At 69.0% G+C, this 18,753-nt stretch carries 18 protein-coding genes and 1 pseudogene; 3 read left to right on the forward strand and 16 right to left on the reverse strand.

All coding sequences use genetic code 11. The features are described 5' to 3' along the window. The coding region (locus tag E3O39_RS08145; RefSeq protein WP_134449300.1) for an HNH endonuclease signature motif containing protein at nucleotides 1-928 on the forward strand (928 nt) is incomplete at its 5' end. 14 nt (nucleotides 929-942) lie between these two features. Here the strand turns inward: E3O39_RS08145 and E3O39_RS19465 are convergent. From E3O39_RS19465 to E3O39_RS08200, 12 genes and pseudogenes are all read right to left on the reverse strand, one after another. Further along, nucleotides 943-1,161, reverse strand: coding sequence for a hypothetical protein (locus E3O39_RS19465; RefSeq protein WP_241985015.1), 219 nt, complete (start codon nucleotides 1,159-1,161; stop codon nucleotides 943-945). A gap of 55 nt (nucleotides 1,162-1,216) precedes the next feature. Beyond that, nucleotides 1,217-1,564: pseudogene (locus tag E3O39_RS19835) on the reverse strand (HutD family protein); the annotation flags it as partial. Beyond that, the gene (gene hutI, locus E3O39_RS08155; RefSeq protein WP_134449302.1) at nucleotides 1,542-2,735 is read right to left on the reverse strand and encodes an imidazolonepropionase; all 1,194 of its coding nucleotides are present in this window, start codon (nucleotides 2,733-2,735) and stop codon (nucleotides 1,542-1,544) included. The gene hutI and the pseudogene E3O39_RS19835, both read right to left, overlap by 23 nt. Next, nucleotides 2,732-4,144, reverse strand: coding sequence for a formimidoylglutamate deiminase (locus E3O39_RS08160; protein WP_241985016.1), 1,413 nt, complete (start codon nucleotides 4,142-4,144; stop codon nucleotides 2,732-2,734). Before E3O39_RS08160 ends, hutI begins: the two co-directional genes overlap by 4 nt. After that, entirely contained in the window at nucleotides 4,141-5,358 is a 1,218-nt protein-coding gene (locus E3O39_RS08165) for an allantoate amidohydrolase (RefSeq protein ID WP_134449303.1), read from the reverse strand. The genes E3O39_RS08160 and E3O39_RS08165 overlap by 4 nt, the downstream gene beginning before the upstream one ends. Then, nucleotides 5,355-7,022, reverse strand: a complete 1,668-nt coding sequence (gene hutU, locus E3O39_RS08170; protein ID WP_134449304.1) for a urocanate hydratase — start codon at nucleotides 7,020-7,022, stop codon at nucleotides 5,355-5,357. Before hutU ends, E3O39_RS08165 begins: the two co-directional genes overlap by 4 nt. A gap of 41 nt (nucleotides 7,023-7,063) precedes the next feature. Continuing rightward, nucleotides 7,064-7,762, reverse strand: coding sequence for an IclR family transcriptional regulator (locus tag E3O39_RS08175; protein WP_134449305.1), 699 nt, complete (start codon nucleotides 7,760-7,762; stop codon nucleotides 7,064-7,066). Nucleotides 7,763-7,888: 126 nt separating this feature from the next. After that, complete coding sequence (locus tag E3O39_RS08180) at nucleotides 7,889-9,079, reverse strand: MFS transporter (protein ID WP_166787377.1); 1,191 nt, start codon at nucleotides 9,077-9,079, stop codon at nucleotides 7,889-7,891. Further along, entirely contained in the window at nucleotides 9,070-10,365 is a 1,296-nt protein-coding gene (locus E3O39_RS08185) for an aminotransferase class III-fold pyridoxal phosphate-dependent enzyme (protein WP_241985017.1), read from the reverse strand. Before E3O39_RS08185 ends, E3O39_RS08180 begins: the two co-directional genes overlap by 10 nt. Before the next feature lie 6 nt (nucleotides 10,366-10,371). Then, a complete protein-coding gene (locus E3O39_RS08190) occupies nucleotides 10,372-11,145 on the reverse strand; it encodes a hypothetical protein (RefSeq protein ID WP_134449307.1) in 774 nt (257 codons plus the stop codon). Next, a complete protein-coding gene (locus E3O39_RS08195) occupies nucleotides 11,135-11,887 on the reverse strand; it encodes a TetR/AcrR family transcriptional regulator (RefSeq protein WP_241985018.1) in 753 nt (250 codons plus the stop codon). Before E3O39_RS08195 ends, E3O39_RS08190 begins: the two co-directional genes overlap by 11 nt. Then, complete coding sequence (locus tag E3O39_RS08200; protein WP_241985019.1) at nucleotides 11,884-12,735, reverse strand: SDR family oxidoreductase; 852 nt, start codon at nucleotides 12,733-12,735, stop codon at nucleotides 11,884-11,886. The genes E3O39_RS08195 and E3O39_RS08200 overlap by 4 nt, the downstream gene beginning before the upstream one ends. Nucleotides 12,736-13,065: 330 nt before the next feature. Here E3O39_RS08200 and E3O39_RS08210 point away from each other — a divergent pair, with 330 nt between their 5' ends. Then, complete coding sequence (locus tag E3O39_RS08210) at nucleotides 13,066-13,701, forward strand: hypothetical protein (protein ID WP_166787378.1); 636 nt, start codon at nucleotides 13,066-13,068, stop codon at nucleotides 13,699-13,701. A 39-nt stretch (nucleotides 13,702-13,740) separates the two neighbouring features. Here the strand turns inward: E3O39_RS08210 and E3O39_RS08215 are convergent, their stop codons facing one another. The 4 genes from E3O39_RS08215 to E3O39_RS08230 are packed head-to-tail and all read right to left on the reverse strand — an operon-like array spanning nucleotide 13,741 to nucleotide 17,331. Then, a complete protein-coding gene (locus tag E3O39_RS08215; RefSeq protein ID WP_241975355.1) occupies nucleotides 13,741-14,688 on the reverse strand; it encodes an aminodeoxychorismate lyase in 948 nt (315 codons plus the stop codon). Beyond that, nucleotides 14,685-15,806, reverse strand: a complete 1,122-nt coding sequence (menC, locus tag E3O39_RS08220; RefSeq protein WP_134449310.1) for an o-succinylbenzoate synthase — start codon at nucleotides 15,804-15,806, stop codon at nucleotides 14,685-14,687. The genes E3O39_RS08215 and menC overlap by 4 nt, the downstream gene beginning before the upstream one ends. Nucleotides 15,807-15,850: 44 nt before the next feature. After that, complete coding sequence (locus E3O39_RS08225; protein WP_134449311.1) at nucleotides 15,851-16,495, reverse strand: MurR/RpiR family transcriptional regulator; 645 nt, start codon at nucleotides 16,493-16,495, stop codon at nucleotides 15,851-15,853. After that, nucleotides 16,492-17,331, reverse strand: coding sequence for a GNAT family N-acetyltransferase (locus tag E3O39_RS08230; protein WP_134449312.1), 840 nt, complete (start codon nucleotides 17,329-17,331; stop codon nucleotides 16,492-16,494). The genes E3O39_RS08225 and E3O39_RS08230 overlap by 4 nt, the downstream gene beginning before the upstream one ends. Nucleotides 17,332-17,587: 256 nt before the next feature. Here E3O39_RS08230 and E3O39_RS08235 point away from each other — a divergent pair, with 256 nt between their 5' ends. Further along, entirely contained in the window at nucleotides 17,588-18,730 is a 1,143-nt protein-coding gene (locus E3O39_RS08235; protein WP_241975354.1) for a M20/M25/M40 family metallo-hydrolase, read from the forward strand. Nucleotides 18,731-18,753: the final 23 nt, after the last annotated feature.

The raw sequence follows: 18,753 nt of genomic DNA on the forward strand, positions 1-18,753 counted from the left end.
CGCGCAGTGGCAGGCGGCCCTGGACCCCGACGGGGTCCTCCCAACCGAGGACCTGTTCGAGGCAAAGTCCAACATCGGCTTCGGCCAGTTGAAGAACGGCTTGTATCCGGTGAAGGGTGGGGTGACGCCGGAACTGTTCGGGATCATGAACACGATGTTCGACGCCTTCCTGAGCTTCCATGCCCGGCCCGCGTTCCCCACCGCCGAGGAACAGGCCCTGGTGGATTCCGGTCAGATGATCCCCGGCGCCGAGACCGCGGGTACCGACGCCGACACGGGCCCGGATCTGGACGTGATCGAGGCGGAGCTGCGGGAGCGCCGCGCGGATACCCGCACGGGCGGTGAGAAACGCGCGGACATCCTCCGGGCGTTGTTCGAACACGCGGCCCGCGACGAGGACACGCCCAGCATGGGCGGATCCGCCCCGACCGTGATGGTGCACGTGAACGCGGCCGACCTCGCCTCCGGGGTCGGGGTGGGGTGGATCGACGGGGTCGAGGCCCCGGTATCGCTCAAGACAGTGCACCAGCGCATCTGCGACGGCGGCTTCCAAGGGGTCCTCTTCGGGGCGAACAACGAAGTCATCAAACTTGGTCCGGAGCGGCGCTATTTCAACCGGTCGCAGCGCCGGGCGATTACCGCCCGCGACGGCGGCTGCATCATCCCCGGCTGCAAAGCCCCGGCGCACTGGGCCGAAGTACACCACGTGAAGCCCTGGGCGAAAGACGGGCCCACCACCGTCGACAACGGTGTCCTACTGTGCTGGTTCCATCACCACAGCATCGACACCTCCGGGTGGGAGATCCGGATGGTGAAAGGCTCACCACAAGTCCGGGCCCCCGGACTCATCGACCCGCAACGACTCTGGCGGCCACCGAACCGACACCGCGCCCACCAAGTCCTCACCGGACCACCCAACCGCGACTGACCGGCCCGGCTGAATCAGGTGACAGTGATGTCCGGCACCGAAGGGATGTTCCTGACCGCCGTGGATGCGAGGGCCACGATGGCCTCGCCGCGGAGCGTCTGGGACTGTCCCGGCGCGACCAGCATGGCGTCGCGGAGGCCCAGGGCAAGGGAGTCCGTGCCTGGCGCGCCGTCGATCTCGACCTCGCCCTCGAGGACGACGACCAGGACGCTCTCGTCGGGTCCCGGCATCACCGATAACGGGTCGGTGAGACGCTCGACCCGGAGGGAACCCGTCGCGGCGGCGCAGCATCAGGTTCAGGTCGTCGGAGCTCTCCGCCGAACCTGTCGATGAGACGAGGCTCTCCCCGGGAAAAGCGCAGACCTCGTACTGGCTGATGTGTTGCAAGGTGCCGTCGATGGTCAGGTCGAGCCCGGCCGCGGACAGCGGGACGAGGTATCGGTCGATGCCGGCGAACTCGGAGAATGCCGAGTCGCCGGCGATCGTCGCGATGCTGACCCGCCAGTCGAAATCGTCCATTGTCGCCGCAGGGGGCGCTCCGGCCACAGTGCTCGTCCAGCCTCCGCCATTGCGCCAGGCGACCGGCACCCGGGCGCTCGCGCGGGAGACGGCGTCAGAACGCTGCTCGGGCGGCACGGGTCACCACCGTGGGCACGCGCTGTCCGAGCAGCCAGGTGGCGGCGGTCAGCGGTACCCCCGGCCGATAGGCGATGTGCGAGATGGAGGGCGCGTCAAGTACCTGCAGATCGGCGCGACCGCCGACCCGGAGCGAGCCGACGGCATCCGCCCCAGAGTCACGCCCGAGGGCGCGGGCACCGCCTCGAGTGGCCGCGCGCACGGCTTCCTCAACGGTCAGGCGCATCTGCAGCACGGCCGTTGCGATGCAGAACTGCATCGAGGTCGTGTACGAGGTGCCGGGATTGCAGTTGGTCGCGATCGCCACGGTGATGCCCGCGTCGAGGAGCGCGCGGGCCGGCGCGAGTGGTTCCCGGGTGGACAGGTCGCAGGCCGGCAGTACGGTCGCCACCGTGTCCGACGCGGCGAGGGCGTCGAAGTCGGCGGGAGTCAGGTAGTTGCAGTGGTCGACGCTCGCCGCCCCGAGCTCGACGGCCAGGGCGACACCCCCGCCGTGCCCGAGCTGGTTGCCGTGCACACGCAGGCCGAGCCCCGCCGCCCGGCCGGCGAGCAGGACCTCCCGGGACTGTTCGACGTCGAAGGCCCCGCGCTCGCAGAACACGTCCGTGAAACTGACCCACGGCCTGACGGCGGCCAGCATCGGGCCGGTCACGAGGTCGAGGTAGTCCCGGGCGCTGATGCCCTCCGGAACCAGATGCGCGCCCAGGAAGGTCACCACGTCCGCCCCGCGAGAGGCGATCTCCGCGGACCGGCGCTCGGTTTCGACGTCGAGGCCGTAGCCGGTCTTGGTCTCGAGGAAGGTGGTGCCCTGAGCCCGCGCCTCGTCGCGCAAGGCTCGGAGATTGGACTCGAGTTGGGCATCCGTTGCGGCCCTGGTCGCGTTCACAGTGGTGCTGATGCCGCCGGCGGCATATTTCGTCCCGGCCATGCGCGCCTCGAATTCAGCGGAGCGGTCGCCGGCGAAGACGAGGTGGGAATGCGAGTCGACCCACCCCGGCAGCACGGCCCGCCCGCCGACACTCGTGCGCACGTCGGCGACGGGCGGATGCTCGGCGTCGCCGATCCAGGCGATCCTGCCGTTGTCGATGACGAGCGCGGCGTTCGCGCGACGGTCCTCGTGGCCGGCGAACGTGCTCAGCTCGCCGATATCGGTGATCAGTTCGGAGGTCATGCGCGTTCCTTCGGGATCAGGCGGACCGGGTTCATACGGTCGATGGTGTCGTCGAGCCGGTGCAGGGCGGCACCGAGCAGGACTGCGGGGTCGGCAGCGGGCGACACGAGAAGCCCGTCGCTCGCGATGATACGTCCGCCGACGATGACGCGGCGCACATCGCTCGCGGTAGCGACAAGCGGGAGCTGGTCGGGACCCGCGCCGACGGTGCGGACCGAGGCGGTGTCGAGTTCGACGAGGTCCAGCCACGCACCGACCTGCAGCCCGCCGGTTCCGAGCCCGAGCGACGCGTAGCCGCCGCGGGTGAGTGTCTCGGTCAGTTCCGGTGGTGAGAATCGGCCGCGCCGACCGGAGGCGAGACGTTCGCCGGCCTCGAGGCCGCGGGTCTCGAGAAAGGGGTCGACAACCGCGTTCTGGTCGGATCCGAGGGCAAGCCGGGCGCCGGCATCCGCCAGGCGTCGAGCGGGCCCGATCCCGTCGCCCAGGTCGGCCTCTGTGGTCGGGCAGAACACGGCCGTCACGCCGGCGGTGCCGAGGAGTTCGACGTCGTCGTCGGTCAGGTGGGTCGCGTGGACTACGCTCAGCCGGGGAGTCAGAGCGCCGAGTTCGTGCAGCAGGCCCGTCGGGGTGAGGCCGTATTCGGCGAGGCACTCCGCGTTCTCCTGGGGCTGTTCGGAGAGGTGGATGTGCAGTGGAACCGTTGCCGGCAACCCGGCGAGGATCGTCGCCATCGCCGACCGGGGCACAGCCCGCACCGAGTGCACGGCGGCACCGAGCGTGACGGCAGGGCCTGGACCGGCCAGAGTACGAGCGACGGTATCGAGGGTGTCCCGCAGGCTCGACCAGCGTTGCAGCCAGGCCTCCGCCGAGCCGTCGCCGAACCGCCGCTGCAGGTCGGAGAGCGGACGATCCGCGCCCCCGCGCAGGTAGCAGGTGTCGAGCAGGGTCAGGCGGATCCCGGTGTCTCGTGCGGCGGCCGCGACCGCGAGCTCCATGGCGTGGGCATCCGGGTACGGCCGGCCGTCCTGCCGGTGGTGCACATAGTGGAATTCGCCGACGGCCGTCCAGCCGCTGACGAGCATCTCGGCGAACACCGCCGAGGCGAGTTCGTAGTACAGGTCGGGGTCCAGAGCGGATGCCGCGGCGTACATCCTCTCCCGCCAGCGCCAGAAATCGCCGCCGTCGGCCTGCGTGCGTCCGCGCAGGGCACGGTGGAAGGCGTGCGAATGCGCGTCGCCCATCCCGGGGACCACGGTACCGAGGACCGTGTCGCCGGCGCGCGCCGGAACGCCCCGCTCCAGCCGGGCGATCGTCCCGTCCGGGGCCGCGTGCACCCGGACCGCGTCAACGGGCGCGCCGTCGATCAGGGCGCGTGCGCACCAGAACGTCACGGTGATTCCCGGTTTCACAGCAGCTCCCGGAGAACCTGCTCGAGCGCCGCGACGCCGGCGAGGCAGTCGTCGAGCGTGGCGAATTCCTCCGGCGAATGGGAGACTCCGGTCGGGTTTCGCACGAAGATCATCGCCGTGGGCAGGCGACTCGACAGCACTCCGGCATCGTGGCCGGCGCCCGTCGGGAGAGTAGGGACGCCGTGCAGGGAGTGAACGAGCCGGTCGCGCAGCGCCTCATCGAAAGCGACGGCGCCGCTCCAGGATTCCTCGGCAACGACCGCGGTGCATCCCTCTGCTGCGGCGGCCGCCGAGACCCGCGCGGTGATCTCCGTGACGAGGTCCTGTGCTGCGGCATCCTCGGCGGCACGGGCGTCGAGCCAGACAGTGACCTGCGAGGAGATCACGTTGGTGCCACCGGGCACGGCCTCGATCCGGCCGATCGTGGCCCGGGAGCCGGTGCTCGCGACGGCGGCATCCCGAACCGCGAGCATCGAGCGGGCGGCTGCGAGCATCGGGTCCCGACGGTCGGTCATGCGCGTGGCACCGGCGTGGTTGCCCTCTCCGGTGAAGGTGATGCGCCAGCGCCCGTGGGCGAGGATCGAGGAGGCGACCGCGACCGGGCTGCCCAGGTCGATCAACCCGCGGCCCTGCTCCACGTGCAGTTCGAGGAACAAACCGATGCGTGCGAGGGCGGCCCGGTCCTCGCCGAGGCCGGCCGGGTCGATGCCGGCAGCGGATGCCGCTGCTTCGAGCGAGATTCCGTCCGCGTCGACGAGAGCGCGGGCCCGACCTGCATCGAGTGCGCCGGTCATCAGCCTGGAGCCGAGGCAGGCGATACCAAACCGGGAGCCCTCCTCCTCGGCGAAGACCAGCACGGCGCAGGGGCGTGCGGGCCGGAACCCGCTCGCCTGCAGTCGTGCGATCGCGTCGAGGGCGCTGACCACGCCGAGGGGTCCGTCGTAGGCGCCGCCGCCCGGGACGGAATCGAGGTGGCTTCCCACCACGATCGCATCGTCGCCGCGCGGCCCCCACCACGCCCAGGTGTTTCCGTTCCGGTCGATCTCCACGTCGAGCCCGAGCCGGACGGCGCGTCCGGTGAACCAGTCGCGCAGTTCCAGGTCGGCCGGCTGCCACAGGTGCCTGGAGTAACCGCCGCGCCGGGCATCCCTGCCGATGTCCGCGATCTCGTCGAGGCCGGAGAGCAGGCCGTGCGCCGTTGCCGGCGCCGTCATTCGGCCTCCCACATCGGCACACGCAGCCCGCGCTCACGGGCAACGGCGGCCGCCCGCTCGTAACCGGCGTCGACGTGACGCATCACGCCGGTGCCGGGGTCGTTGATCAGTACCCGTTCAATCTTCTGGGCGGCGAGATCCGTTCCGTCAGCGACGGTGACCTGGCCGGCGTGGATCGACCGGCCCATGCCGACACCGCCGCCCTGGTGGATCGACACCCAGGTCGCGCCGGACGCCGTGTTGAGCAGGGCATTGAGCAGCGGCCAGTCGGCGATCGCGTCCGAGCCGTCCTTCATCGCCTCGGTCTCGCGGTACGGAGAAGCGACGGAGCCGGCGTCGAGGTGGTCGCGTCCGATCACGATCGGGGCACTGATCTCGCCGGAGGCGACCATCTCGTTGAACCGCAGCCCGGCGAGGTGCCGTTCCTTGTAGCCGAGCCAGCAGATCCTGGCGGGGAGGCCTTCGAACTGCACCTTCTCCTGGGCGCCGTGGATCCAGCGCGCGAGTTTCGCATCGTTCGGGAACAGTTCGAGGATCGCCCGGTCGGTCGCGGCGATGTCGGCCGGGTCCCCGGAGAGGGCGGCCCAGCGGAACGGTCCCTTGCCCTCGGCGAACAGCGGCCGGATGTAGGCGGGAACAAAACCCGGAATCTCGAATGCGCGCTCGCATCCGCCCAGGACCGCCTCGGCACGGATCGAGTTGCCATAGTCGAACACCTCGGCCCCGGCGTCGCGAAACCCGACCATCGCGGTGACGTGCCTGGCCATCGATGCCCGCGCCCGGATCGTGAAGTCCTCGGGGTCCGCGGCGGCGCGGGTGTGCCAGTCGGCGACGCTGATGCCCTCCGGCAGGTAGCTGAGCGGGTCGTGCGCACTGGTCTGGTCCGTGACGATGTCGATCGCGACGCCGCGTTCGAGCAGTTCGGTAAAGACGGATGCCGCGTTGCCGACGAGCCCGACGGAAAGCGCCCGGCGGTCCGCCTTCGCGGCGAGGACCCGGGCGACGGCGTCGTCGAGGTCGTCCGTCATCTCGTCGAGATAGCCGTGGTCGACCCGGCGCTGCAGACGGGCGGGGTCGACGTCGACGATCAGCACCGCGCCACCGTTCATCGTCACCGCGAGGGGCTGGGCGCCGCCCATGCCGCCGGCGCCGCCGGTGAGGGTGAGGGTTCCGGCGAGCGTGCCATCGAATCGCTTGTCCGCGATCGCGGCAAAGGTCTCGAACGTGCCCTGCAGGATCCCCTGGGTGCCGATGTAGATCCACGAACCGGCGGTCATCTGGCCGTACATGGTCAGCCCGGCCTGCTCGAGCTTGCGGAACTCGGGCCACGTCGCCCAGTCCCCGACGAGGTTGGAATTGGCGATCAGCACCCGAGGCGCCCAGGTGTGGGTGCGGAAGACCCCGACCGGCTTGCCGGACTGCACGAGCAGGGTCTCGTCGTCCTCGAGCTCACGGAGGGTGCGCACGATCGCGTCGAACGCCTCCCAGCTGCGGACGGCCTTCCCGGTGCCGCCGTAGACGACGAGATCGTCGGGACGCTCGGCGACTTCGGGGTCGAGGTTGTTCATCAGCATGCGCAACGGCGCCTCGGTCTGCCAGCTCTTCGCGGTCAGGGTGGTGCCCCTGGCAGCGCGAACCGGACGGGGGAGATGCTTCTGGGCCACGATTTTCTTCCTTCTGGTTGATGCCGGCCGGCGCCGGTTGGTTAGTCGGTTGGTTTTGTCTGATTCTGCGGCAGCGGGTCGGAACCCAGCCGTTCGGAGATCTCGCCGGCGACCCGGATGAGAAGGGCGCCGATGCGATCCAGTCCGGGATCGGTGACGCGGTAGTTCGGGATGACGACCGACACGGTTGCGACGATCTTGCCGACCGAGTGAACGGGCACGGCGATCGCAGTCGAGTCATGGTCTGCTCCGCTTCGGACGACGGTGAAACCCCGGGGACCGACAGCGCCGGCGAATGCCCTTCCGGCAGCCGTCGTCGAGCGGGGAATGACCCGGCCGACCCAGTTGGCGAGCTGGACCGGATGGGTCCCGTGCACGCCGGCCGCGTACAGCATGGTGTCCGAGGTCGACGGCAGGCCGAGGTAGGCGTTCTCGCTCGTGAGCTCGACGATCTCGTGCAGCTTCGGCTCCGCGACGGAGACGATGGTCTCCCGGGAGAGCGCCTGGGCGCCGAGCCGGATGGTGATGCTCCCTGGCCGGTAGTCGCCGCTGTCGTCCCGCGAGACGAACCCCGTGGTTTCAAGGGTCCGCAGGAGTCGGAGGGCGGTCGAGATCGACAGGTCGCTGCCGCGCGCGGCTTCGGTCAGGGACACGGCGCCGTGTTCGCACACGTAGGCGAGGAGGCCGAGTGCGCGTTCAACGGTCCGGGTGCCCGTGGATTCCGGAGCGTCCAGGCTCATGCCGCCGCCTTTCGAGAGAATCCGATCAACTGCGACCGGAGCATTTCCATCTAGTGACAACATGATTTCATTTTTTTACGCTCCGGACAAGGCCCGGCAGTTCCGCACGGGCAACTGTTGCCGTGCTCAGCCGGGCTGGGGTGCCTCGAGGGGGATGGCTTTCGGCTTGCGCAGGGCCCGGGTTGCGGGCAGGACCAGGACCAGGATCACGAGGGGGATCAGGAAGGCGATGCCGAAACCGGTCTGGTCGGCGACCACCCCGACGATGACGGTGCCGAGGATGGCGCCGGCGTAATTGAAGAGGTTCACCCTCGCGATGATCTCGTCGCTGCGGGACGGGAGGACGTCGCCGGCGGCCCCGAAGGACAGCGGGACGAGGGCCCCCGCGATCACGCCGGTGAGGGCGAAGCCGATGATCGCGCCTGCTTCGGTCGGAACCAGGGCGATCACCACGAATCCGATGCCGCCGAAGACGATGGCCGACGTTGCGATCACCGTGCGGGCGGTACGGCGGACGAGGTAGTCCACGCCGAGCCGTGAGATGAGCACGACGATCTGGTATGCGGCGTAACCGAGCGGCGCAGCCCAGGCCGCCGTATGGAGCGTGCCGCTGAGGTAGATGCTGCTCCAGGTGCTCACGGCGGAATCGGCGACGAACGCGGCGAGGATGAGCGCCCCGATCACGAAGACGGGCCAGCGCGGAATGCGGGTGGCGTCGCGGGCGTGCCCGGGCTTGCGGGCCGCATGACCCGTGTCGAGGAGCCGCCAGCCGGCGACGATGACGAGCACGTCGACCACTCCGACGATCGCGAGGACCGCCCCGGCGCCGGCCGGGGTCTCCACGAGCGCGACCATCAGGAATGCCCCCACGATCGCGGCGAGCGTGTAGGCGGCGAAGAACCGCCCCAGGAGGGGGCGGGGCCTGCCCCTCTGCACGAGGACGCCCTGCATCGCGCTCGAAGCATCCACCGCGCCCAGCCCGACGCCGTAGAGCAGTACGGCACCGATGTAGATCGGGGCCGGCTGTGCGGTCGCCATCATGAAGAACCCGACGGCCTGGGCGGCGAGCCCGCTGAGCAGCGCGGCCTTGCTGTTGCGGCGGATGGCGATCGCGTCGGCGAGGACCGATCCGCCCGCCGCGGCGAGCGAGACCCCGAGGAGAAGGAGGGCCACCATGGTCGCGTCGAGGGACTGGCGTGCCTGGATGGTGGGCAGGGAGGTCGCGATCACTGCGTACCCGAGTCCCTGCACGGCATAGGTCGACCCGACCGAGACCAGCTCCGCCCGTGGGACGGGGAGGTGCGGGCTCAGCTCCACAGCGGATGCCGCTTCCGGACGATGGAGAAGGCCTGCCTGGCTATATCGATCGTCATGTCCACGTCCGTTTCGGTGAGGGCGGCGTTGATGAAGTGGTTGTGGTGCGAGGTGATGAATACCCCGCGCTGCACGCATTCGGCGACCCATTCCTGGTGAAGCATGAGTGAGTCGTCGTCGGCGAGACGCAGGTAGAACAGGGCTGGTTCCCCCGAGGATACAAGGGTGAAGTCCTCGCCGTGTGCCGCCGCGACGAGGCCCGTGGTCAACCGGGTGCCGAGCCGGGCGAACTGGGTGGGCGCGTCGATGCGGTGCAGCTTGGTGATCGTGGCGATCGCGGCGGCGAACGGCACGGCGCTCATCCAATAGCTGCCCGTGTATGTGATGCTGCTGACGGCGTCCTTAAGGAAGTCGCGGCCGCAGAGCGCGGACACGTTGTAACCGTTGGCGAGGGCCTTGCAGAAGCAGATCAGGTCGGCACTGAAGCCGTAGTAATGGTCGGAACCGGCCAGGTCGAGCCGGAAGCCGGCCCGGACGTCGTCGACGATGAGGACGACGCCATGCTCGTCGCAGAGCCGGCGAACGGCCTGCCAGTACCCCTCGGCCGGGAGCGCGTTGTCCACGAAGTTCCCGTGCATGTACGGCTGGGCGATCAGCCCGGCGATCTGGCCGGCATGCTGTTCGAGAGTCTGGCGCAAGGCCTCGATGTCGTTGAACGGAATGGTCAGGTTGTTGGCGACATCCTCTTCGAGGACCCCGGGGTAGTCGAGCTTCTGCGACCAGGGTGCCACCCCGTGGTAGTAGCCCTTCACGAAGATGATCTTCTTGCGGCGGGTCGCTGCGCGTGCCGTCATGATCGCGAGGGTCGTTGCGTCGCCGCCGTTCTTGGCGAAGAAAGCCCAGTCTGCGCTCGCGACCGTCTCGACGAGGAGTTCGGCGAGGTCGACCATGATCGTCGACGGGATCGAGACGACGTCCTCGAGTTCGGCCTGCCTGCGGGCGGCCGCGTGGACCTCGGCGTCGCCGTACCCGAGCACGTTGGGGCCGTAGCCGCACATGTAGTCGATGTATTCGTTGCCGTCGACGTCCCAGAACCGGCTTCCCTCCGCGCGGGAGGAGAAGAGCGGGAAGGAGGCCTGTGGGATGTAGCAGCCCTCCGAGGGGCCCTGGTGGCCGTAGATCCCCGACGGGATCACCTTCGTGGCCCGCGCGAAGGCGGCACGGCTGAGCGGGTATTCGAACGGCTTGATGGGATTCATGGGCGTGACGGGGGAGAGGGTGTCGGTCATGGCGGGCTACTTTCCGAGGTAGGAGCTGACGCGGTCGAGGATCCTGCTGGTGTTGTCGACGAGCGGGATCATCCCGCGCATCGCCATCCGACCGTCGCAGATGCAGGCGAGGGCGCTGTATCGCCCGCTGAGCACCCCGCCGGCGACATCGAGGTCCGCGAAGGTGAGCGCCGCACGGGGAGAACCGGTGGGTTCGGCATCGAGGCGGATGCTGCTGCCACGGACTGCCAGCCGGTAGCGGAGTCCCTCCCCGACTTCGATGTCCACGTCACCGTCGGGCATCTGCGCGACGCTGAACTGTCCGCTGCGGTCTTCGTTGCCGATGATCGTGATCGCCGTCGCGGCGACGTGCAGGGTGAGCAGGGCGTTGATCTCGGTGAAGCCCGCGTCGGCGAGGCGGTCGGGGGTCGGCTGCAGGTAGGAGCCGAGGAGGTTGCTGAGCGGCGTGAACACGGTGAGCAGGAAGCGCAGTCCGGCCGGTCCGGCGGCGGGAATCGGGCCGGCCGTTCCGTCGACGACGGCGTTGAGGTGCGCGGCCGAGCGGAAGACCAGCAGGGCGCGGGCGGCGCCCGGTGTGCGTCCCGGCGTGATCCCGTCCTGCGCGAAGCTGAGGTCGAGGCTGAGCCCGGCCGGTCCGCGGAAGCTCACCGCCACCGGGCGTTTCAGCTTGGCGAGGAGCGCCTGGGCATCGGGAGCGAGTTCGGCGAGCCGTGGTAGCGCGCCGAGTACCGCGTGCAGGTTGACCTGGGCGCGCACGTGGGGGTCGGTGTCAGTGAGCACGGGGGTCCTGTTCGGTGTTGTGGCCGGTGTTGTTGCGGGAGTTGTTGTCGTCACAGTCGAGATCGAGATCGAGATCGATGTCGAGGTGGATGCGAATCCGGATGTCGTCGCTCTCGTCATCACTCGGTTCGGTGGCTGCCTTGTCGGGCGCGGATGCGTGTCCCGCGAGCGACGCAGCGGCGAAGCCCGCGAGGGACCTGGCGGCCTCGGTGTCGCGGTCCGCGAGCCAGGTCGACGTCATCCCGTCGACGATCGCGACGAGGTAACGCGCGAGTTGCTCGACAGGTACAGTCCAGGACTGCCCGGTGAGCTCGGTGACGCGGCGCAACGATTCCTTCGCCGACCGGTAGTAGACGTCGTACTGGGTGCGTGCCGCTTCGGCGGTCCCGGTGCGGGAGGCGTACAGGGCAAGTTCCGCGAGGGCGAGTTCACGGTGCGGGTTGGCCACGAGCCAGTCGATGTAGGCGTCGAGGCCGGCCCGGAGCACGGCCTTGACGCTGCGGTCCTGGTCGGTTCCCACGCTCGTGAACACGAGGAACTTCTGTTCCTCTGTGTTGGTGTCGATCACGGCCGTGAGCAGATCGTCACGGGAGTCGAAGATGTAGTGGAAGGCGCCGAGCGGCATGCCAGCTTCGGCGACGATGGCACGGGTCGTTGCGGCCGTCAGCCCATCGCGGGCGATGACGCGCGTGGCCGCCGCGATGAGTTCGTCCCGACGCTGTGCGGGCGGGATGCGCCTCATCCGCGGGCTCCCGACGTGAGGCGTGCTGCGACGGCGAGGGAGATTCGCTGTGGCGCGAGGCTGGCCAGGCTCCCGGTGACCCGATTCCGGAACCCGACCGTGAGCGTCGGGCCGGAGTCAGGCCGGTCGAGGGAAGCGAATGCCGAGCGCACGACGGTGTCGATCGTCGCGACCGAGCCCACGGCGAATGCGTCGGAGCCTGCGGCCTCGAAGAACCCGGTCGCCGTCGGACCGGGGCACAGCGCCAGGACGGTGAGCCCGGTCCCGCGCTGTTCCTGCCACAGCGACTCGGTGAGGGAGGTCAGATACGACTTGGTCGCCGCATAGACGGCGATGCCCGGCAGTGGCTGGTGCGAGGCGGTGCTCGAGACATTGAGGAGGACGCCGCCCGGCGCCGACAGGAGTGCTGGCAGCAGCAACCGGCTCAGTATCGTCGGGGCCAGCGTGTTGACGATGATCTCGTCGGCGATCCGGCGGGAATCTTCGTGCACGAACGGCCCCGCTGTGCCGAAGCCCGCGCAGTTCACCAGAACCCGGATGGGGATTCCCAGAGCCTCGGCGGCCGCGACAATCCGATACGGGGCCTCGGGGTCCGACAGATCGTCTGGCACCACGAAGGCGTGCACGCCGGAGGATTCCTCCAACTCGGCGGCGAGGGCCTCCAGACGGTCCTTTCGCCGCGCGACCAGGGCGACGTCATACCCGCGCTCCGCCCATCGTCGGGCGAATTCGGCACCGAGACCGGAGCTGGCGCCCGTTACAACGGCGAGGTGCCCGAGCTTCTTCGGCGGTGCATCCTTCTGCGGCGACTTCTTCGTCGGCGACTTCTTCGGTAGTGACAGAGGCACGGGTACTCCCGGTTGCAAAGTTGGACGATTGACCAACTAGGCAAGATTTGCACGCTGACCAAGGAGGCGCAATGCCCGGGTAAGACGTTTTACACGCCGGTAACGTGGCGAAACATGCGCGCCACGTGATGCCCCCGGTCGCTTCCGTGCCGTCCTTGATGTCCGGGCCAGGTCGGTACGGTACGCTCGTGCCCCGCAGGAATCCACCCGTCGTTGGACCCGGCATCGGCTCAGTGCTTCCGCATATATTCGGCAGGTAGCGTCACCTCGGGTGCGGTCGGACCATCCAACCGATGCCACAGTCCAACCACGCTCGCGAAGGGAACCGTCGTGTCGCACTCCCGAGCCCGACGATCCACAACCGGGACTCGGACTCGGACTCGGACTCGGACCCGGGGTCGCGGACTCGTCATCGCGGGCGTCGCGGTCGCAGTCTGTGTCGGACTGGGCTTCGCCGGCTGGAACCTCGCCGGGTTCGGTGCGGGCGCCGCGGGGATCACCGTCACGTGTCCGACGGCCGACCCCGTCGACGTCGGCGCGATCACCGTGCCCGCCGGGCCCGTCGCCGGCTATTGCCAGGACCGCCTGGTCAACGCGGCCCACATCATGAATGCGGGGAGGGACCTCGGGATCGGGACGCACACCCAGACCGTCGGCGTGATGACCGCACTGGGCGAGTCGGGCCTGCGGGTCCTCGACTACGGCGACGCGGCAGGCGCCGACAGCCGCGGACTGTTCCAGCAGCGCGACAACGGCGCCTGGGGAACACTGGCCGACCGGATGGATCCCTACGTCTCTGCGCAGAATTTCTTCACCAAGCTGACGAAGGTCGCCGGATGGAAGGAGATGGAGCCGACACTGCTTGCCCACGCGGTCCAGGTCAACGCCGACCCCGAGCACTACGCGGCATACTGGGCGCGGGCGGAGGACATCGTGGCAGCCCTCGCGCTCCCCACGGCCCCGTGACGCACGGGGCCGCGAGGCCTGGGGCCGCACAGCACGGCCTCAGCTGCGGCGAGTGACCAGGTAGTCCAGCGCCGCGGTGTGGAGCTCGGCGTCGAAGCCGCGGGCGACCCCGTCGATCTCGACGATCGGCACGATCTGCCGCACGCTCGAGGCGAGCCAGACCGAGTCTGCGGCCTGCAGCTCGTCGGGAGTGACGGTGCGGTACTCGGTGGTCAGCCCGTTCGCCTCCGCGTACTCGAAGAAGGCGGCCTGTGCCGTGCCGGCGAGGATGCCCTGGTCGGTCGACGGCGTGACGAGGTGCCTGCCGAACTGCAGCACGGCTGTCGATGTCGGCCCTTCCAGGACGAACCCGTCGCTGCTGATGAAGATCACGTCGTCGGCTCCCCGGCGCTCCGCCTCGCGGTAGACCGACTTGTTCACCGCGTAGGAGAGGGTCTTCGCTCCCTGCAGCAACCACGGGGACGTCTGGGCGACATCGTGGCGGTAACCGCGGTCGAGGGTGACCACCTTCAGGCCGTGGGTGCGCGCCTCGGTGAAGTCGGGTTCCGGGTCGACGAAGACCCACCCCGTGCACCGGCCGGCGCCCTCGATGCCGCGGGTGAGCACGAGCTTGACCGACAGGCGCGGGTGGGTCGACGCTGCGATTCCCTGGCGGATGCCCTCGCGGTAGAGGTCGAGGCACGGAGCCGGCAGGTCGAGCAACCTGGCCGAATTGGACAGGCGGGCCAGGTGCGGCTCGAGGGCCTGGCCGAAACCGTCAATGGCGTCGAGCGTTTCGAAGATACCGTCGCCGCGGGTCACCGCGAGGTCGAGCACCGAGATCTGCGGGTCTGCCGGGTCGGCCCGACGGACCGAGGCCGCGAGCGCGGAGGCATCCGTTCCGGTCTGGGTCGGGTCGTCCAGCATGAACAGCACGCGGGGGTCCGCCCCGTCTGTGGGCGAGGCGTCCGCGTTCATCGCAACGGGATTCGTGTCTGCTGTGCTCATCGTTCTACTCCATAGTGCTCGTGGCTGATCGTGTTCTCGGAAATCCAGTCGGGCAGCACCGCGTAGCCGAGACCCGGCCCGGTGGGAACGGTCACCATGCCGTCGAGTGCGGTGACCGGGGGGTCGATGATGTCCTTCGCGTAATACTTCTCCGACGCCGACACATCGGACGGGTAGCTGAAGTTGGGCAGCGATGACAGGGCGACGTTGGCCGCGCGCCCGATGCCGAACTCGTGCATCCCGCCGCACCACACCGGGATGCCCGCATCCCTCGCGAGATCGTGTGCGGCGCGGGCAACGGTGAGACCGCCCATCCGTGACACCTTGATGTTCAGGATCCGGCCGGCGCCGAGGGCGATCATCGTGCCGATGTCGTCGAGGTCCACGACCCCCTCGTCGAGGCAGATCGGGGTCTCCAGGGTGGCCTGGAGCCTGGCATGGGCGACGAAATTGCGGGGTGCGTACGGCTGTTCGATCATGCTGAGGCCGAATTCGTCGAGACCGCGCATCAGGGCCGTGGTTTCGTCGGTATCCGCGTAGATCCCGTTCGCGTCGACATGGACGTCCTGCTTCGGGAAAGCGGCGCGTACAGCACGAACGGGACCGATGTCCCAGCCCGGCTTGATCTTGAGTTTCACCCGGCGGTATCCGGCGTCGACATGGCGGCTGACCTCGGTGAGCAGGGCGTCGATGGAGGATTCGATGCCGAGGGAGACGCCCGCTGCGACCTCGGCGCGGGTGCCGCCCAGTGCCACGGACAGCGGTTCGTCGCGCGCGCCGGAGTACAGGCTCCACGCGGCCATGTCGAAGCCGGCCTTGGCGAACTCGTGGCCGCGGATGCGTGCCCACGTCGTCGCCAGCTCGGCCGGCGTCTCCCACTCGTGCCCGATGATCGCGGGGACGATGTATTTCTTCGCGACGAGGAGCGCCGTGTCCACGGTCTCCGAGGAATAGAAGGGGTCGCTCGCCGAGGCGATCTCGCCCCAGCCGACCGCGCCGGATTCGTCGGTGAGGCGCACCACGATGTGGTCGAGGTGGCTCTTGCGGTGAGAACTCGTCTCGAAACCGTGCACAAGCGGCAACCGGGTGACAAACAGGGAAACGCCCACTACCTTCATCGTGCTCCTTCGATGCTGCGTTGGGTGCTGCGTTCGTCCATGGTTCACTCCACGTAACTGTTCAGGATCTGGTTCAGCTGCTCCCGCTCGGCGAACCTGCGCCGGGCTCCTTTGGCACTGGCAATACTCAAGGTACTCACCAGATGGATGACGGCGGCGACCGCCGTGGGGGAGTCGGCGTACGAGGCGCTGCTGGTCGGCACGGTCACGGTTTCGGTGGCGAAGGCTGCGACCGGAGCATCGGGGGAGTCCGTGACGGCGATCACGGTTCCGCCGGCCGCGGCGAACCGTTCGGCGACGAGCACGCTCTGCCGCTGGTACCGGCGGAACGAGAACACGACGAGCACATCGGTCGGGCGGACGTCGCTGAGGACGTCGATCGAGCGGACGGCGGCTTCGTCGATGAGGAGCACCTGAGAGAGTCCTGCCGAGAGGTCCCAGGCGAACAGGGTCGCGTATGCGAATGACTTGCCCGCGCCGAGCACATACCGCCTGCGGGCGGCCACGATCCGGGCCGGCGCGCGAACGAGGGCATCGTCTTCCCCGAGGTGTGCGAAGGTCTCGGCAAGGTTCTTCTTTTCGCTCTCCACGATGCGCGCGCGCAAGACCGACGACGACGACCGCTTCTGAAGTCGTGCTGCGTACCGGTCCTCCGGACTTGTGAGGGCCTCGTTCGCCTCTGTCGTCAACGGGCTGCCTGGCGGATGCGCGGCGCGGGCTCCTGGGTGCTGGCCGCGACGAAGACGTATGCGGCGCTCGTGCCGTCGACCCGGACGCAGGATTCGGCGACGTAGCCGCGCTCGAACAACTCGGTGAAGGTTTCGGCCACGGCGGCTCTCAATGCCTGGACGATGACGGGGGTGAGCGTCTTCGCGGGACTGTCGGACGGGATCGGCACGTGGATGACGTCGCCGTCGCCCACCGGCCGACCCCAGTGCCGGGGCAGCGTCGTTCCCAGTGCTGTGGGGTCCACGACGGGGAAGCTCGGGGGGATCGACGCCGCGGCGCGGGGCGGCGTGGCCGACTCGGTACCGGTGGCGCCCGAGAGCGCCCAGTCGACGATCAGTCGGTCGGAGAACGGCTCGTCGTAGTAGTTCGCGGCGAAGCGCACTCCGCGGGCGCCGAGCACGTCGAGGTTGAAGTGGGCATTGCGGGCAAGGGTCGGGTCGAACGCCCAGCGCATCGAGGTGAGTCCCTCTGATCTCGCGATGATTGCCTGTCCCTGCTTGAGCAGGCGGCCCACTCCCTTGCCCTGCCAGGCGGGGTCGATGAACGCGGCCTGCGAGTACAGATAGGGCGCCCCGGATTCGAAACCCACGAAGCCGTAGGCGAAACCGACGAGCTCGCCGGCGCCGTCCCGCGCGGCAACGGCCGCACCGCCGTTGCCCACGATTGCCGAGAGCAGCTTCGGGTTCAGGCTGTGATCGGCCGCGGTATAACCGAACACCCGGGTATACAGCTCGCTGGCGTGGCTGAACACGGCGCGTGACCGGGTGGATTCCACCGTGAGTTTCAGGTCACCCATGTTGTGTCGTTTCCCTGTCCTGGTCTTTTCGGAACACGATGTTCCAGAACCAATCTGACAATCATAAACAACTTATGTGTCGTATTCGTTTCGTAACTCTCAAGCAAATTCGCGAACTGGTCGAAGGATAGGTAACATATCTTCTACCTGTTCCGAGCCTGCCACCGCCTGAGGAGATGCCGTCATCACATCCACTGGACCCGTCATACCGGACGCCTCCGCGCGGGCTCGTGCGCTGGCGACCCTCGAGGACTACGTGCTCCGCGAGACGCCGACCGGGGCGGGCACGGCCATCACGGCGCTCGCGGATGCGCTCGCCGGCCGCTATTCCGGACTCGGCGGCACGGTGGTGCTGCACCGGACACCGGAAGGCCCCCACGTCGTCGCTGACTTCCCCGGGCGGGGCAGTGGCGTCGGCGCCGCTCCCGTTCTCCTGATCGGGCACTCCGACACGGTGTGGCCGGTCGGCACCCTTGCCGGCGACGTGCCGTGGACGAGCGATGGAATCCGCATCACCGGCCCAGGGGTCTACGACATGAAATCCGGCCTGGTGGTCATGGAAGAGGCCCTCGAGCTGCTCCGCGCCCTGGGCGATGCCGGCGCCGTGGACCACGTGCCGGTGCGGATCATCGTCACGGCAGACGAGGAAATCGGCTCCCCGACCTCTGGCGCGCTGCTCCTGGCCACGGCCGACGGCTGTTCTGCGGCGATCGGCTTCGAGTCGCCGCACCCCGACGGCGACCTCAAGGTCGGGCGTCTCGGCAGCACCCGCCTCGCTCTCGCCGTCTCCGGTGTTCCCGCCCACGCCGCCCTCGACCCCGAGAAGGGAGTCTCCGCGACGGAGGAGATCATCGACCAGTTGCTGCGGGTGCGCGACATCGCGGCCAGGGCCACGATCCGCGCCGAAGAACGCCCGACTGCCAAGGTGCTCTACAACCTCGGTTCCATCACGGCCCCCGGCCTGGCCAACGTCGTCGCGGACGACGCCGTGGCCGTGCTCGGCTTCCGCTTCTCCGATCCGGACATCGAAGGCGAAGTCCTCGACGAGATCGAGGCGCTGACTCCCGTCCGCCCGCGTGCGCAGGTGGCCGTCACCCGGCTGTCCTACCGCCCGGCCTGGCAGCCACGCGCCGCCGACCAGGCCCTGGCCGCCGTTATCTCGGGCTGCGACGCCGGGTTCGGCGACGGTGGTTCCGACAGGGCTCCGCTCGGCGCTCGTCCAGCGGCCGGCGCCGCGGACACCAACCTGCTCGGTGCATCCGCTCTCGGTATCGTCGACGGTTTCGGACCCCGCGGCGGCGGTGCGCACGCCCGCAGCGAGCACATCATCGTCGAGTCGCTCTGGGAGCGCATCCGCCTCCTCGCCGAGGTCCTCACCGTCATCCACCTGCCGCGCTGAGTAGTCTCGCCCGTCGCGGGTCG

This window comes from Cryobacterium sp. MDB2-A-1, assembly GCF_004402675.1.
Classification (GTDB): Bacteria; Actinomycetota; Actinomycetes; order Actinomycetales; family Microbacteriaceae; genus Cryobacterium; species Cryobacterium glucosi.

Coding starts and splice junctions, on each gene's coding strand:
- E3O39_RS08185 (WP_241985017.1), bottom strand. CDS start 10,365: ATGACCGACACCCTCTCCCCCGTCACGCCCATGAATCCCATCAAGCCG.
- E3O39_RS08175 (WP_134449305.1), bottom strand. CDS start 7,762: ATGAGCCTGGACGCTCCGGAATCCACGGGCACCCGGACCGTTGAACGC.
- E3O39_RS08195 (WP_241985018.1), bottom strand. CDS start 11,887: ATGAGGCGCATCCCGCCCGCACAGCGTCGGGACGAACTCATCGCGGCG.
- E3O39_RS08215 (WP_241975355.1), bottom strand. CDS start 14,688: ATGAGCACAGCAGACACGAATCCCGTTGCGATGAACGCGGACGCCTCG.
- E3O39_RS08165 (WP_134449303.1), bottom strand. CDS start 5,358: ATGACGGCGCCGGCAACGGCGCACGGCCTGCTCTCCGGCCTCGACGAG.
- E3O39_RS08230 (WP_134449312.1), bottom strand. CDS start 17,331: ATGGGTGACCTGAAACTCACGGTGGAATCCACCCGGTCACGCGCCGTG.
- hutI (WP_134449302.1), bottom strand. CDS start 2,735: ATGACCTCCGAACTGATCACCGATATCGGCGAGCTGAGCACGTTCGCC.
- menC (WP_134449310.1), bottom strand. CDS start 15,806: ATGAAGGTAGTGGGCGTTTCCCTGTTTGTCACCCGGTTGCCGCTTGTG.